Origin of the sequence: Microbacterium faecale (assembly GCF_014640975.1) — a bacterium.
Classification (GTDB): Bacteria; Actinomycetota; Actinomycetes; order Actinomycetales; family Microbacteriaceae; genus Microbacterium; species Microbacterium faecale.
The window spans coordinates 1,356,584-1,371,411 of record NZ_BMHO01000001.1; the positions used below are offsets into that span (position 1 = coordinate 1,356,584).

The following is a 14,828-nucleotide window of genomic DNA, read 5'->3' on the forward strand; positions in this document are numbered from 1 at the left end:
TGAGCGGCGCCGCGGCGCGTCAGTCGAGCCCGAGGTCCTTTCGGATCCGGGCCACGTGACCGGTCGCCTTGACGTTGTACTTCGCCAACGCGATCTTCCCGTCCTCGTCGACGACAAACGTCGAGCGGATGACACCCTCGACGACCTTGCCGTAGTTCTTCTTCTCGCCCCAGACGCCGTACGCGAGATGCACCGTGCGGTCCGGATCGCTGAGAAGCGGGTACGTCAGCGCGTCGCGCTCGGCGAACTGCTTCAGCTTCGCGGGCTCGTCGCGCGAGATGCCGACGACGTCGTAGCCAGCGCCCTGCAACGATGCGAGGGAGTTGCGGAAGTCGCAGGCCTCGGTGGTGCACCCGGGGGTCATGGCCGCCGGGTAGAAGAACAGCACGACCTTGCGACCGCGGAAGTCGGCGAGCGAGACGGCCGTGCCGTCCTGGTCGAGCAGCGAGAAGTCGGGTGCGGGGGATCCTGCCTCGAGGCGCGTGTCAGTCATCTGTGCCAGCCTACTCAGCCGAGCTCGAGCTCTGTGCGAATTGGGTCGAACTCGATGAGCTTCGCGCCGCTCAGCACACCGTTGCGGTAGGCCGACTCGATCACGACCGTCGCCGTGGCGACGTCCATCGGGATCTGGAACACGGCGGCGCGCTCGAACACGTCCGTGAGCCCCTTCGGGTCGTTGATCGGTTGGAAGACCTGCTCGTCCGGGGCCTCGAGCCGGATGGACGTCTCGTCGTACGTCGCGGACTCGCTGAGGTGCCAGTCGACGTCGATCGCAAGATACATCTGCTCGGGCGCGGCCCAGCCGTCGCCCTGGCCGCGCCCGGCATCGAGGTACGGCGTGGCGATCGCACCGGTGACCTGGCCTTGCACGGTCGCCGGCCCGGAGATCCAATGCTCGAACGTCGTGTCGAGCTTCTCCGCGTTCGTCAGCGTGACCTCACGCGGCCCGGGGTAGGCGTGCGGGACGTCGCTGTCGATGCGGATGCCGTCCACGAGGCTCACGGACTGGCGCGCGTCGGCGGTCTCGATCTCGATGAGGGCGTCCTCGGGGGAGTGGTCCTCCGGCACGCTCATTACGATCGTGCCCATGCTGCGGGCGTCGTTATTCGACGTGCTGAGCAGCTGCATGCCGTCCGCTCCCGGGGACTTGACGACGACGTCCGTGCGGGGTGCGGATCCGCGCGGCTCCCATTCCGGGTCCATGGTCTCGTAGCGGCTGACGAGCAGCGCGTACCCGTCGGCGGCGCGGACCTCCGCTGGGGTCTCGCCGTCCTCGTCTGCGTCGAGTGCGTCGCCGGTGAGGTCCTCGTACACCGCAGCACTGATCGTCGGGACGACTCCCGCGTGGGTGATCTGAACGGCGAGGCCCGGTGCATGCACGCCACTCTCGGCGCCGGCGTCGATCTCCGTCAGCTCGACGTCGCCGAGCAGCTGGGTCGTGCCGGCGAGGTCCGGCTCTGCGGCCGGCAGCGAGGCATCGACCGCGGCCGCTTCCGCCGTCTCACCGGTGGAGCCCTCCGTCACGGCGTCGCGGAGCGGAAGTGACAGGCTGCACGACGCGAGGCCAGCGGCGAGAGCGAGAGTCAGGGCCGCTGCTGCGGTGCGACGGGCGCGGATGTTCATGGGACCTCCAGGTGCGTGACACAAACAGCGATCGACCATACCCGAGAAATCAACAGGTGATGGAATCTGGCGAGCGGGCGTCAGTGCTCGTCGCGGTGGGCGAACGTCTCCAGCAGGCCCTGCAACGAGGACAGGCGAGCCGGCGAGACGTCGGGCGACTCGTTGAGCGCGCAGTCCGGGGCCGTCGGGAGATGGGTGCAGCCACGCGGGCACTGCTCGGCGACGTCGGCGAGATCACCGAACGCCGCGAGGATGTTGTCAGGGTCGACGTGTCCGAGCCCGAACGATCGCACGCCCGGGGTGTCGATCACCCAGCCGTCGCCGGCCTCCGAACGGAAGCGCAGCGAGACCGTCGACGACGACGTGTGGCGTCCGCGTCCCGTCACCTCGTTGACGTGTCCGGTGGCACGGTCCGCGTCGGGCACCAGTGCGTTCACGAGCGTCGACTTCCCCACGCCGGAGTGCCCGACGAACACCGTCGAATGGCCGACGAGCGCCGCGCCGATCTCGTCGATCGGCACGTGCTGCGGCGACGACCGGAACACGCGGAGGTCGTCGATGCCCTCGAAGTGCGTGAGGAACTCCTCCGGATCGGCCACGTCGGTCTTCGTCACGACCAGGAGCGGGCGGATCCCCGCGTCGAGCGCGGCCACGAGATAGCGGTCGACGAGGCGCGGGCGGGGCGTCGGATCCGCGGCCGCAACGACCACCAGCATCTGGTCGGCGTTGGCGACGATGACGCGCTCGACGTTATCGGTGTCGTCGGCCGAGCGTCGCAGCAGCGACGTGCGCTCCTCGATGCCGACGATCCGGCCAAGCGTCCCCTCGTCTCCGGAGGTGTCGCCGACCACGCGCGCGCGATCGCCCGTGACGATCGGCGTCCGCCGCAGCTCGCGGGCGCGCGCCGTGATGACCTCGCGCTCCGTGGTGTCCTTCTCGTCGATCAGGACGCGGTATCGGCCACGGTCTACGCCGAGCACGCGCCCGATGATGGCGTCCTCGTGGGCGGGCCGGCGCTTCGTGCGCGGTCGGTTGGCCTTCGGGTTCGGGCGCACCCGGATGGCGGACTCGTCGTAGATCTCGTCGTCATCGTCGTCGTCGACGTCGCTCCACCAGCTCATGGTCACCCGGTGAGCATCTGCTGCCAGAGGGCCGGAAACTGCGGCATCGTCTTGGCGGTCGTCCCGATGTCGTCGACGACGACGCCGGGCACCCGCAGACCGACGAGGGCGCCGGTCGTCGCGATGCGGTGGTCGTGGCGTGCCTCCCAGGTGCCGGCATGCAGCGGCGCGGGCACGATGCGGATCCCGTCGTCGAGTTCGTGAGCTTCGCCACCGAGCGCGCGGAGGTTGTCCACGAGCGCCGCGATGCGGTCGGTCTCGTGCTGGCGGATGTGGCCGATGCCGGTGAACGACGACGGCGAGTCCGCGAACGCGGCGATGCCGACGAGGGTCGGCGTGAGCTCGCTGACGGCCGACAAGTCAAGATCGACGCCGTGGATCCGCGTGCCGCCCGTGACCGTGACGGCGCCGCCGCGACGGGTGACGCGCGCGCCGAGCAGCGACAGGATCTCGGTGAGCTGGCCGCCCGGCTGCGTCGGGTGCGCGGGCCACGCGGGGATCGTCACGGAGCCGCCGGCCACCATGGCGGCGGCCAGGAACGGTGCGGCGTTCGACAGGTCGGGCTCGATCGAGACGGTCTTGCCGCGCGGCGTGGTCGCCGGGACGATCCACTCGCCGGCGCTCGGCCGCTCGACGAGGACGCCGCGGCGCGAGAGCGACTCCACGGTCATGTCGATGTGCGGCATGCTCGGCAGGCGCTTGCCCGTGTGCTTCAGGTGCAGTCCGACGTCGAAGCGCGGCGCCGCGAGCAGCAGGCCGGAGACGAACTGGCTCGACCCGGAGGCGTCGATCTCGAGCTCGCCGCCGCGGATCTGGCCGCGGCCGTGGACCGTGAACGGGAGGCTCCAGTTGCCCCCGTCGTCGATGTCGACGCCGAGGTCGCGCAGCGCCTTGATCATCGTTCCCATGGGGCGGTGCAGCGAGTTGTCATCCGCCGTCATGTGAACGTCGCCCTCGGCCAGGCCGAGGAGCGGCGCGACGAACCGCATCACGGTTCCCGCCTGCCCGGAGTCGATCTCGCACCCGCCGCGCAGCGTACGCGGCGGTGTCACCTCGACATCGTGGCCGAACGGGCTGTCGCCCGGAACGCGGTCGATCGTCACGCCGAGCGCGCGGAGGGCGTCGCCCATCCGTCGCGAGTCGGCGGAGAGGAGGGGACCGGCGATGCGCCCAGGGCCATCGGCGATCGCCGCGAGCACCAGCTCGCGGTTGGTCAGTGACTTGGATCCGGGCACCGTGACGCTCGCGTCGAGCGGTTTCGAGGCCACAGGCGCGTCGAACGGGCCGCGGGGCGCGCTTGCCGCGGATGTGGATGTGGGGGAATACCCTCGGGTGCTCATCGCGTTCTACCTTAGTGAACCCCAGGGAGAGGTGACGGATGAGCGTGGCCGTACGGATCGCACGACCCCTCGAGGTCGCTGACGTGGTCCTCGACGTAGGCTTGCCGGTGATGGATGACGCCGAGATCCCCGAGAGCACCGATCCTCGAACCCAATTCGAGGAGCAGGCGCTGCCGTACATGGACCAGCTGTACGGCGCCGCGATGCGCATGGCGCGCAATCCACAGGACGCGGCCGACCTCGTGCAGGACACGTTCGTCAAGGCCTACGCCGCGTGGGGACGGTTTACACAGGGCACCAACCTGAAGGCCTGGCTGTACCGGATCCTCACGAACACGTACATCAACGGCTACCGCAAGCGTCAGCGTGAGCCGTACCAGGGCGCGATCGACGAGCTCGAGGACTGGCAGCTCGGCGGCGCGGTGTCGACCACGTCGTCGTCCCGGCGCTCCGCCGAGGCGGAGGCGATCGACCGCATGCCCGCCTCCGCGGTCAAGGACGCACTTCAGGAACTGAAAGAGGACTTCCGGATGGTCGTCTACCTCGCTGACGTCGAGGGATTCGCCTACCAGGAGATCGCCGACATCATGGACACCCCGATCGGCACCGTCATGAGTCGCCTGCACCGTGGCCGGCGACTGCTGAGGGAAAGCCTGCGGGGGTACGCGGCGGAGCGAGGAATCGTCGCGGCACAGACAGGAGAAGACAAGTGAGCGATTGCGGATGTGAGAAGACCCGTGCGGATCTCGAAGCGTTCGTACGCGGAGAGCTCGACTGCTGCGAGACCGCGCATACCGACATCAGAGAGCACATCGAGAACTGCGCCGAGTGTCAGAACGAGGAGACCGTTGCGCGCACGCTGACATTGGCAGTGCAACGCGCCTGCTCGGACGAGATGGCGCCGGACGACCTGCGAGCGCGCGTGATGACGACTCTCCGGATCGTGCAGGCGGAGCCGCACTGACGCGCGTATCCTGTGCCGGTGGATATCGCTGACGCCCGTACCGTCCCGGCCGACCCGCTCTCGACGGAGCGACTCGCTCACCGCGGGCTCGACTATCGTGTGATCTCCGGCGACGACGTCGCCGACTTTCTGCGCGCCGAGCACCGCGGGTTCATCGACGCCGAGCCAACCGACGAGGTCGTCGCCGACGAGCTCGCTGCACAGGGCGAGCGTCGCATCATCGCCGTCTACGACCGCGAGGCCGTGCAGCCGCTTCCCGTCGCCACCGAATGCTCGTGGGGGACCAGCCTCACGGTGCCCGGCGGAGAGATGCCGATGTGGGCGATCAGCGGGGTCACCGTCGCGGCGACGCATCGTCGCCGCGGCATCGCGCGCAACATGCTCGAGGGCGAGCTGCGCGCGGCCGCCGGCGCCGGGTTCGCGATTGCGGGCCTGACGGTCACCGAGGCGACCATCTATGGTCGATACGGGTTCGCCCCGGCGACGGCGGTCGCTCGGGTGACGATCGATACCGCGCGCGCCGGGTGGGGGCCCCACGAACCGTCCGCCCGCGTGCTGTTCGTCGACCGGGACCAGCTCGCCGACGACCTCGACGCTCTCCACGAGCGCACGCGCGGCGACCGCATCGGCGACATCGCGGGCTGGCCGCGCCGGTGGCGTGAGATCGCGCGTGTCGTCCCCGGTGCGACCGAGCCCCGACGGATCCGTGGTGTGCGCGCCGTCGACTCGGCTGGCGAGCTCGTCGGATCCCTCGCCTTCGAGATCGTCGACGGGCCGTCGCGCGACCGGCACACGTTCCGCGTGAACCACCTCATCGCCGCGACGCCGGACGCTCGCGCCGCATTGTGGCGCTTCGCGATCTCCTACGATCTCATCGACACGGTCGAGGCGAGCCTGCAACCGGTCGATGACCCGATCGGCTGGCAGGTGCACGACCGTCGCGGCGTCGAGCAGCGTGTCCGCGACCACGGCTGGCTCCGGATCCTCGACGTTCCGGCGGCGCTCGCCGCCCGCTCGATGTCGGGTGCCTTCGGCGTGCGCCTCGCGGTCACAGATCCGCTCGGCCTCGCCGACGGCGCGTGGACTGTTGCGCAGCTGGGTGCCGACGGCGTGCGGGTCGAGCCGCTCGATGAGGGGGAGCGCACCGACATCACGCTGGACGTGGGCGCGCTGTCGGCCGCCTATCTCGGCGGCGTTCCGCTCGAAGCGCTGCAGGCTGCTGGTCGGGTGACGGGCGATGGGGCGAAGATCCGCGCGCTCTCCGATGCGCTGCGCGCGCCGACGGCGCCGCACCTCTCGATCGTCTACTGACGTCCGCGGGCGGCGAGAGGTCGCCGCCCGCGGACCGCAGCGTCACCGGCGGCGCGAGCGCTCGGTGGCGTCGTGCACCTCGCCGATCAGCTCCTCGATCACATCCTCGAGGAAGAGCACCGACACGGTGCGGCCGTCCTTGTCGCGCACCCGCGCGAGGTGGCGTCCCTGCTGGCGCATCAGCGCCAGGGCGTCCTCGAGCTCGGTCGACTCGCTCACGGGCACCATGTGGTGGATCCGCTTACCGGGCACGGGCTCTTCGACATGCGCGTGCTCGGCCGACCGCAGCACGTCCTTGAGATGCACGTAGCCGATGGGCTCGTCGGCGCCGTCGGCGATGATGTAGCGCGAGTAGCCATGCGTCGCGACGGCGCGCTCCACCTCGGCGGGCGTGACCGACTCGGGCAGCATGATGATCCGCTCGAGCGGCACCGCCACATCGCCCACCCGTTTGTTCGTGAACTCGAGCGCCGCAGCGACCGTCCCCGACATGTCTTCGAGCACACCCTCCCGCCGCGACTGGCTGACGATGGTGGCGACCTCGTCGAGCGTGAACGTCGCGTTCGCCTCGTTCTTCGGCTCGACACCGACGAGGCGCAGGAAGCCGTTCGCGAGACCGTTGAGAACCCAGATGACCGGGTGGAACACCTTCGAGACGAACACGAGCGGCGGCGCGAGCAGGAGCACCGCGCGGTCGGGAATGCTGAACGCGAGGTTCTTCGCGACCATCTCGCCGAAGACGACGTGCAGGTACGACACGATGATGAGCGCGATCAGGAACGACACCGTGTCGATCGCCGCCTCGCCGAGTCCTGTCAGTTCGAGCGGCCCGAGCAGGAGGTGGTGCAGCGCGGGCTCCGAGACGTTGAGAATCAGCAGCGAACAGATCGTGATGCCGAGCTGGCTCGTCGCGAGCATGAGCGTCGCGTGCTCCATCGCGTACAGCGCAGTCTTCGCGGCACGCGAGCCCTTGTCGGCGCGCGGCTCGATCTGCGAGCGCTTCGCCGAGATGACGGCGAACTCGGCGCCGACGAAGAAGGCGTTGGCGATCAGCAGCACCACTAGCCAGGCAAGTCCAGCCCAGTCGCTCATCGCGCACCCCCGTCCGTGCGCTCGTTCGCGGTTTCGGCGCCGGCCGGCAGCGGATCCGGGATGAAGCGCACGCGATCGACGCGGCGACCGTCCATGCTTATGACCTCAAGCGAGCCGTGCTCCACGCGCACCGTGTCTCCCACGTCCGGAACGCGCTCGAGCGCGCTCATGATGTATCCGCCGACGGTGTCGTAGTCATCGGACTCCGGCACCTCCACGGCCGCGCGCTCCTCGACCTCATCGGGTCGCAGCTGCCCCGGGAAGGTGACGGAGTCGACGTGGCGGACGACATCGGCCCGACGCCGGTCGTGTTCGTCCGCGACCTCGCCGACAATCTCCTCCACGAGATCCTCGAGCGTGGCGACGCCCGCCGTCCCGCCGTATTCGTCGACGACGATGGCCATCTGGTAGCCGCGGGTGCGCAGCTCGGCGAGCAGCTGGTCGAGACGCACCGTATCGGGCACCCGCAGCGGCTCGGTGCGGAGCGCGCCGACGGGAACGTCGTGTCGCTTCTCGCGCGGCACGCTGACGGCTGCCTTCAGATGCACGATCCCCACGATGTCGTCGAGGTCGTCGTCGTACACGGGAAATCGGCTGAGCCCGGTCTCGCGGGCGAGGTCGATCACCGCGTCGGCCGGCTCGCCGACGCCGATCGCGTGCATACGGGGGCGCGGCGTCATGACGTCGCCCGCGGACAGGCGCGTGAAGCGCAGCGAGCGGTCGAGCAGCGTCGCGGTGTCCTTCTCGAGCATCCCGGCGAGCGCGCTGTGGCGCACGAGGCTGGAGAGCTCCTCCGCCGAGCGCGCGCCGGACAACTCCTCCTGCGGCTCGATGCCGAGCATGCGGATGAACGCGTTCGCGCTCCCGTTCAGGCCGGCGACCGCCGGGCGGAAGACCGCCGTGAACGCGATCTGCAAAGGGGCCACGACCTTGGCGGTCGCGAGTGGCAGGGCGAGCGCGAAGTTCTTGGGAATCAGCTCGCCGATGATCATCGACAGGATCGTCGCGATCGTCATGCTGATGACGACGCTGATGGCGGCGACGGTCGGTTCGGGCAGCCAGCTCTCGAATGCTGGTGCGAGGAACCGCGACAGGGCGGGTTCCATCGTGTAGCCGGTCAGCAGCGTCGTGAGCGTGATGCCCAGCTGCGCGGATGAGAGGTGGGTGGAGGTCTTTCGCAGGGCGCTGATCGTCATCGTGAGTCGCGCTTCGCCGCGATCCCGGCGGGCTTCGAGATCCGCGCGATCGAGGTTGACGAGGGCGAACTCACTGGCGACGAAGACGCCGGTGCCGAGGATGAGCAGCAGGCCGACGCCCAGCATGATCCAGTCCATCACGACTGCTCCGCACCCGCCCCTCTGTCACGGCACGGACGATGTCGTGCGGGGTCGGACTCGGATCTGCTACTAGGAGGGTCGTCCATGATCCCTCGATCATATGGCAATTTCGTGCCGCGTTCCCGGGAGAACCCAGGATCACGTGGGATACGCTGGAACACGGATCGCGTCGAGGTTTCGGCGCATGCGACGAGCAACATTCATCGATGAAAGTGGGCGATCTGGCCGTGTCGAGTCAGGGGACGGGTGTCGGTACGTCGAGCGAGGGGGACTTCGGAGCCAATCAGTGGCTCGTCGATGAGCTCTACCAGCAGTACAAGCTCGACAAGAACGCCGTCGACAAGGAATGGTGGCCGGTGATGGAGCGCTACGAGGCCGAGCAGAACGGAACGGTCTCAGAGCAGAAGAAGTCGGCTCCCGCGCAGAAGCCGCAGGCGTCCGCGCAGACGCAGCGACAGTCCACGTCGGAGTCGGCTGGATCCGCCGCAGACAAGACATCGACGTCGACGCAGCCGGTCGCGAAGACCACGGCGAAGCCCGCGGCCCCCGCTCCGACGCCCGCTGAACCGCAGAGCGCACGTTCCGAGACCGAAGACGACGCACAGGAAGACAAGGTCACCGCGCTCAAGGGCCTGTCCCGCACGCTCGCGCGGAACATGGACCAGTCGCTCTCGGTGCCGACCGCGACCTCGGTGCGGACGATCCCGGCGAAGCTGATGATCGACAATCGCATCGTCATCAACAACCACATGTCGCGCACGCGCGGCGGCAAGATCTCGTTCACGCACGTCATCGGCTGGGCCCTCATCCAGGCGCTGAAGTCGTTCCCGAGCCAGAACGTCTACTACGACGAGATCGACGGCAAGCCCAGCGTCGTCGCGCCGGCCCACGTCAACCTCGGCATCGCGATCGACCTCCCGAAGCCGGATGGCACGCGCGCCCTCATGGTGCCGAGCATCAAGAAGGCCGACACGCTTACGTTCAACGAGTACCTCGCCGCCTACGAGGATCTCGTGACGCGCGCCCGGGCGAACAAGCTCACGGCGTCCGACTTCGCCGGCACGACCGTGTCGCTCACCAACCCCGGCGGCATCGGCACGGTCCACTCCGTCCCTCGCCTCATGAAGGGGCAGGGCTGCATCATCGGCGCCGGCGCTCTCGACTACCCGGCCGAGTTCGCCGGGGCGAGCCAGAAGACGCTGAACGAGATGGCGATCGGCAAGACCATCACGCTCACGAGCACGTACGACCACCGCGTGATCCAGGGGGCCGGATCCGGGGAGTTCCTGAAGATCGTCCACCAGCTGCTGCTCGGCTCCGATCACTTCTACGAGGACATCTTCGCGGCGCTGCGGATCCCGTACGCGCCGATCCGGTGGACCCCCGACGTCTCGGTCGACATCTCGGAACGCGTCGACAAGACCGCCCGCGTGCAGAAGCTGATCAACGCCTACCGTGTGCGCGGCCACCTGATGGCCGACATCGACCCGCTCGCGTATGTGCAGCGCGAGCACCACGACCTCGAGATCGAGTCGCACGGGCTGTCGTTCTGGGACCTCGAACGTGAGTTCGTCACGGGTGGGTTCGGCGGCAAGCGCCAGGCCAAGCTGCGTGACATCCTCGGCGTGCTGCGCGACACGTACTGCCGCACGATCGGCATCGAGTACATGCACATCCGTGACTATGAGCAGCGCGAGTGGTTCCAGCTGAAGCTCGAGCGGCCGTATGAGAAGCCGCACCACGACGAGCAGCTGCGGATCCTCGGCAAGCTCAACCAGGCCGAGGCCTTCGAGACCTTTCTGCAGACGAAGTACGTCGGACAGAAGCGCTTCTCGCTGGAGGGCGGCGAATCGCTCATTCCGTTGCTGGACCGGATCATCGACGGTGCCTCGATGGAGGGCATGGAAGGCGCCGCGATCGGCATGGCCCACCGCGGCCGCCTCAACGTGCTCACCAACATCGCCGGCAAGACGTACGGCGACGTGTTCAGCGAGTTCGAGGGAGCGCTCGCCGGCAACAAGCGCGGATCCGGTGACGTGAAGTATCACCTCGGCACCGAGGGCTCCTTCCGAGGATCCGACGGCCGCGAGATCGACATCTACCTCGCCGCGAACCCCTCGCACCTCGAGACCGTCGACGGCGTGCTCGAGGGCATCGTGCGCGCGAAGCAGGACCGCTTCGAGAGCGGCACGTTCCCGTGGCTGCCGATCCTCGTCCACGGTGATGCGGCATTCGCCGGCCAGGGCGTCGTCTTCGAGACGATGCAGATGTCCGGGCTCCGCGCCTACCGCACGGGCGGCACGATCCACGTCGTGGTCAACAACCAGGTCGGCTTCACGACGCTGCCGCAGGATGCTCGCACGTCGTACTACGCCACCGACGTCGCCAAGACGATCGATGCGCCCGTTCTCCACGTGAACGGCGACGACCCCGAGTCGGTCGTACGCGCGGCGGAGCTCGCCTTCGAGTACCGCCAGAAGTTCCACCGCGACATCGTGATCGACCTGATCTGCTACCGCCGCCGCGGCCACAACGAGGGCGACGACCCCTCGATGACGCAGCCGCTCATGTACGGCCTGATCGAGGCGAAGCGCTCGGTGCGCCGCCTCTACACGCAGGCGCTCGTCGGTCGCGGCGACATCACCGAGGAGGAGTACGAGGCGGCGAAGGCCGACTTCCAGAACCGACTCGAGGTGGCGTTCGCGGAGACCCACGCGGCAGAGACCGGGTCGATTCCTGTCCTCACGCCCGAGCAGATGAAGCCGGGCATCGAGGGGGCGCCGGAGGCCACAGGCGTCGGTGCCTCCGTCGTCGAGCAGGTCGGCGACGCGCACGCCAACATTCCCGAGGGCTTCACGGTGCACGCGAAGCTCAAGCAGCTGCTCGACAAGCGCGTCGAGATGAGCCGCAGCGGCAAGATCGACTGGGCGTTCGGCGAGCTGCTGGCGTTCGGATCGCTGCTGCTCGAGGGTACGACCGTGCGCCTCGTCGGCCAGGACGCGCGCCGCGGCACCTTCGTGCAGCGCCACGCCGTGTTCCACGACCGCGTCAACGGCCAGGAGTGGCTGCCGCTGTCGAACCTCGCCGAGAACCAGGCACGGTTCAGTGTCTACGACTCGCTCCTCAGCGAGTACGCGGCGCTCGGGTTCGAGTACGGCTACTCGGTCGAGAAAAAGAACGCTCTCGTGCTGTGGGAGGCGCAGTTCGGCGACTTCGTCAACGGCGCGCAGTCGATCATCGACGAGTTCGTCTCCTCGGCCGAGCAGAAGTGGGGACAGGAATCGGGCGTCGTAATGCTCCTCCCGCACGGGTATGAGGGACAGGGTCCCGACCACTCGTCGGCGCGCATCGAGCGCTTCCTGCAGCTGTGCGCGCAGGACAACATGACCGTGGCGCGGCCCTCGACACCCGCGTCGTACTTCCACCTGCTGCGCCGTCACGCATACTCGCGTCCGCGCCGTCCGCTGGTCGTGTTCACGCCGAAGGCGATGCTGCGCCTGCGCGGCGCGACGAGCGAGGTGGCGGACTTCGCCGAGGGCGCGTTCGAACCGGTCCTTGACGACCAGCGCGACATCGACCGCTCGAAGATCACGCGCGTGCTGTTGCACTCCGGCAAGATCCACTGGGATCTCGCCAGCGAGCTGCAGAAGAACCCGGATCCGTCGATCGCCCTCGTGCGTGTCGAGCAGTTCTACCCGACTCCGGTGGACGAGCTCGAGCAGGTGCTCGTGCAGTACCCGAACGCGGAGATCGTGTGGGTCCAAGACGAGCCCGAGAACCAGGGCGCGTGGCCGTTCATCACCCAGTGGGTGGACCACCAGGTGGGCCGCACCATCTCGGTCGTGTCGCGCCCGGCAGCCGCCGCGCCGTCGACCGGATCGTCGAAGGTGCACGCCGTCGAGCACACGGCGCTCATGAAGCGAGCGCTCGGACGCTGACGGACGCTTGGTGCGGCCGATAGTGTGGCCGCATGCCCGGCGGATACGGATGGCACGAGGACGAATGGACGGGCGCTGACGCGCGCGAGGTGCTCCGAACGCCGTCGCGCGACGACCACAAGTACTCACGCGGATCCGTGCTGATGCTCACGGGCAGCTCGGCGTACCCGGGCGCCGCGGTGCTCTCGGTCGAGGGCGCGTGGCGGACCGGGATCGGCATGGTGCGCTGGTTCGGCGAGGCCGACGTCGGGCGGTTGGTGCTCCAGCAGCGTCCGGAGACGGTGATGGGAGCGGGACGCACCGACGCGGTCGTGGTCGGCAGCGGGATCGACGCGCGCACGCGCACCGATCAGGTCACGCGGGCGATCGAGCGGATGCTCGCCTCGCCGGCGCCAACCGTCATCGATGCGGGCGCGCTCGACCTCGCCCCGCGAGCGCACGGTCCGTTCGTCGTGACGCCGCACGCGGGGGAGCTGCGCGAGGTGCGCATCCCGCTCGGCCTCGGCGTCGACGACATCGACGTGGATCCGCTCGCGGAACGACTTGCCGGCGATTTCCCCGAGCGCCTCCTCGTCGTGCGCGAGACAGCCGTCGCACTTGGCGGCGTCGTGCTGCTGAAGGGGGCGGAGACGATCGTCGGGACCCCCGGCGGCTGGTGGACCGTCGTGCGCGCCGGAACGCCGTGGCTCGCCACCGCGGGCACCGGAGACGTCCTCGCGGGCGCGATCGGATCCGTCTTGGCGGGCGCCGTCGCCGCGGCCGAGGAAGAGATCGACGTGGAGGATCTCGGACCGATCGCCGCGACCGGCGCCTGGCTGCAGGGCACAGCGGGCCAGATCGCCGCCCGGCACGGCGGCCCGATCACGGCCCTCGACGTCGCGGAGGCCCTCCCGCACGCGTTCGCGGAGGCCTCTGCGTGACGCGCCACACCCGTCTCGCCGCGGTGTGGGCGGCGTTCCTCCTCGCGCACGCGGTGTCGATCGCCCTGGGGTGGCTCTGGCCGAACCAGCCGATGGGCGACACCTACCTCGTCTACGAGCCGTGGAGCGAACTCGCCCTGAGCGGCCAGGCCATCATGGGCGTGACGGACCCGTGGGTGTACCCGCCGCTTGCGCTCGCGCCGATGGTGCTCGCCCAGACGCTCGTGTGGTTCCCGACGTATCCGCTCGCCTGGGCCGTTCTCGTCGCGATCGTCAATGCCGTCGCGTTCGGCGTCCTCGTCGGTCGCGGATCCAGCCGGCCGCGGCTCGCGGCAGGTGTGTACTGGGCCGCATTCACCGCGGTCCTCGGCCCGATCGCCTTGTTCCGGCTCGATGCGATCACCGTGCCGATCGCGATTCTCGGTCTGCTCGCCGCGATCCGTCACCCTGTCGTCGCCGGCGCCCTCGTGGGCGCGGCGACCTGGATCAAGGTGTGGCCGGCCGCGCTCGTCGCCGCGCTCGTCGTCTCCGTGCGCGGCCGCTGGCGGATCATCGCCGGCGGCGCCGCGGTCTCCGCTGTCGTCATCGCTGTCGTCTCTCTCGCGGGCGACGCGGAGCACCTCCTCGGATTCATCACGACGCAGGGCGCGCGCGGGCTGCAGATCGAGGCGATCGCCGCCACGCCCTTCGTCCTCGGGGCGGGCGACGCGACGATCGCCTACGACACCGAGATCCTGACCTACCAGGTCTCGGGCCGGGGCGTCGTCGAGGTCGCCGCCGCACTGACGCCGCTGATGGCCGTCGCGGCGCTCGCCGTCGCGGCAGCGGGCGTGTGGCGGATCCGCAGCGGATCGCCGGTCGTCCGCGTGCTGCCGCCGCTCGCGCTCGCGCTCGTCATCGTCCTCATCGTCTTCAACAAGGTCGGTTCCCCGCAGTTCCAGACCTGGCTGATCCCACCCCTCGTGCTCTGGATCGCGTGGGATCGCGCCCGCGCCTGGGGCCCGGCGCTGCTGGCGCTCATCGCCGCGGCCCTTACGCACGTCGTCTACCCCGTGACGTATCACCTGATCCTCATGAGCGATACGCTGGCGACAGCGGTCCTGGGAGCGCGCAACGTGATCATCATCGCTCTCGGCGCCTGGGCCGTGATCCGCTTGATCCGAACGCCGACACCATCTTAGG

The 14,828-nt window shown here is 69.2% G+C and carries 12 protein-coding genes; 6 read left to right on the forward strand and 6 right to left on the reverse strand.

Features of this window, described 5'->3' with window-relative positions; translation table 11 throughout:
- Window positions 1-19 precede the first annotated feature (19 nt).
- The 4 genes from bcp to aroA form a co-directional block, all read right to left on the reverse strand.
- On the reverse strand, window positions 20-493 hold the full coding sequence (gene bcp / locus IEW87_RS06430; RefSeq protein WP_188711441.1) for a thioredoxin-dependent thiol peroxidase: 474 nt from the start codon (window positions 491-493) through the stop codon (window positions 20-22).
- 14 nt (window positions 494-507) lie between these two features.
- Window positions 508-1,623 carry a hypothetical protein gene (locus IEW87_RS06435; protein WP_188711442.1) on the reverse strand — a complete coding sequence of 372 codons (1,116 nt, stop codon included), beginning with the start codon at window positions 1,621-1,623 and terminating at the stop codon, window positions 508-510.
- A gap of 80 nt (window positions 1,624-1,703) precedes the next feature.
- A complete protein-coding gene (rsgA, locus tag IEW87_RS06440) occupies window positions 1,704-2,744 on the reverse strand; it encodes a ribosome small subunit-dependent GTPase A (protein ID WP_188712679.1) in 1,041 nt (346 codons plus the stop codon).
- 2 nt (window positions 2,745-2,746) lie between these two features.
- Entirely contained in the window at window positions 2,747-4,084 is a 1,338-nt protein-coding gene (gene aroA, locus IEW87_RS06445; RefSeq protein ID WP_188711443.1) for a 3-phosphoshikimate 1-carboxyvinyltransferase, read from the reverse strand.
- A gap of 110 nt (window positions 4,085-4,194) precedes the next feature.
- Between aroA and IEW87_RS06450 the strand changes: the two genes are divergently transcribed.
- Genes IEW87_RS06450 through IEW87_RS06460 form a run of 3 tightly spaced genes read left to right on the forward strand, consistent with a single transcriptional unit; the run spans window position 4,195 to window position 6,359 of the window.
- Window positions 4,195-4,797, forward strand: a complete 603-nt coding sequence (locus IEW87_RS06450; RefSeq protein WP_188712680.1) for a sigma-70 family RNA polymerase sigma factor — start codon at window positions 4,195-4,197, stop codon at window positions 4,795-4,797.
- Complete coding sequence (locus IEW87_RS06455; RefSeq protein WP_188711444.1) at window positions 4,794-5,048, forward strand: alpha-ketoglutarate decarboxylase; 255 nt, start codon at window positions 4,794-4,796, stop codon at window positions 5,046-5,048. The genes IEW87_RS06450 and IEW87_RS06455 overlap by 4 nt, the downstream gene beginning before the upstream one ends.
- Window positions 5,049-5,066: 18 nt before the next feature.
- Window positions 5,067-6,359 carry a GNAT family N-acetyltransferase gene (locus tag IEW87_RS06460; RefSeq protein WP_188711445.1) on the forward strand — a complete coding sequence of 431 codons (1,293 nt, stop codon included), beginning with the start codon at window positions 5,067-5,069 and terminating at the stop codon, window positions 6,357-6,359.
- A 42-nt stretch (window positions 6,360-6,401) separates the two neighbouring features.
- Here the strand turns inward: IEW87_RS06460 and IEW87_RS06465 are convergent, their stop codons facing one another.
- Window positions 6,402-7,451: a hemolysin family protein gene (locus IEW87_RS06465; RefSeq protein WP_188711446.1), complete on the reverse strand. Its 1,050-nt coding sequence runs from the start codon at window positions 7,449-7,451 to the stop codon at window positions 6,402-6,404.
- Window positions 7,448-8,785 (reverse strand): hemolysin family protein, encoded by a 1,338-nt coding sequence (locus tag IEW87_RS06470; protein ID WP_188711447.1) that lies wholly within the window; start codon window positions 8,783-8,785, stop codon window positions 7,448-7,450. The genes IEW87_RS06465 and IEW87_RS06470 overlap by 4 nt, the downstream gene beginning before the upstream one ends.
- A gap of 209 nt (window positions 8,786-8,994) precedes the next feature.
- Here IEW87_RS06470 and IEW87_RS06475 point away from each other — a divergent pair, with 209 nt between their 5' ends.
- The 3 genes from IEW87_RS06475 to IEW87_RS06485 are packed head-to-tail and all read left to right on the forward strand — an operon-like array spanning window position 8,995 to window position 14,827.
- A complete protein-coding gene (locus IEW87_RS06475; protein ID WP_373285095.1) occupies window positions 8,995-12,726 on the forward strand; it encodes a multifunctional oxoglutarate decarboxylase/oxoglutarate dehydrogenase thiamine pyrophosphate-binding subunit/dihydrolipoyllysine-residue succinyltransferase subunit in 3,732 nt (1,243 codons plus the stop codon).
- Between the two features lie 32 nt (window positions 12,727-12,758).
- Window positions 12,759-13,646: an ADP-dependent NAD(P)H-hydrate dehydratase gene (locus IEW87_RS06480; RefSeq protein ID WP_188711448.1), complete on the forward strand. Its 888-nt coding sequence runs from the start codon at window positions 12,759-12,761 to the stop codon at window positions 13,644-13,646.
- Entirely contained in the window at window positions 13,643-14,827 is a 1,185-nt protein-coding gene (locus IEW87_RS06485; RefSeq protein WP_229730991.1) for a glycosyltransferase 87 family protein, read from the forward strand. Before IEW87_RS06480 ends, IEW87_RS06485 begins: the two co-directional genes overlap by 4 nt.
- Window position 14,828: the final 1 nt, after the last annotated feature.

Excerpts from the sequence above, each read along its gene's own strand:
- IEW87_RS06450 (WP_188712680.1), top strand. The coding sequence starts at position 4,195 with ATGGATGACGCCGAGATCCCCGAGAGCACCGATCCTCGAACCCAATTC.
- IEW87_RS06475 (WP_373285095.1), top strand. The coding sequence starts at position 8,995 with ATGAAAGTGGGCGATCTGGCCGTGTCGAGTCAGGGGACGGGTGTCGGT.
- aroA (WP_188711443.1), bottom strand. The coding sequence starts at position 4,084 with ATGAGCACCCGAGGGTATTCCCCCACATCCACATCCGCGGCAAGCGCG.
- IEW87_RS06435 (WP_188711442.1), bottom strand. The coding sequence starts at position 1,623 with ATGAACATCCGCGCCCGTCGCACCGCAGCAGCGGCCCTGACTCTCGCT.
- rsgA (WP_188712679.1), bottom strand. The coding sequence starts at position 2,744 with ATGAGCTGGTGGAGCGACGTCGACGACGACGATGACGACGAGATCTAC.
- IEW87_RS06470 (WP_188711447.1), bottom strand. The coding sequence starts at position 8,785 with ATGGACTGGATCATGCTGGGCGTCGGCCTGCTGCTCATCCTCGGCACC.
- IEW87_RS06480 (WP_188711448.1), top strand. The coding sequence starts at position 12,759 with ATGCCCGGCGGATACGGATGGCACGAGGACGAATGGACGGGCGCTGAC.
- IEW87_RS06465 (WP_188711446.1), bottom strand. The coding sequence starts at position 7,451 with ATGAGCGACTGGGCTGGACTTGCCTGGCTAGTGGTGCTGCTGATCGCC.
- bcp (WP_188711441.1), bottom strand. The coding sequence starts at position 493 with ATGACTGACACGCGCCTCGAGGCAGGATCCCCCGCACCCGACTTCTCG.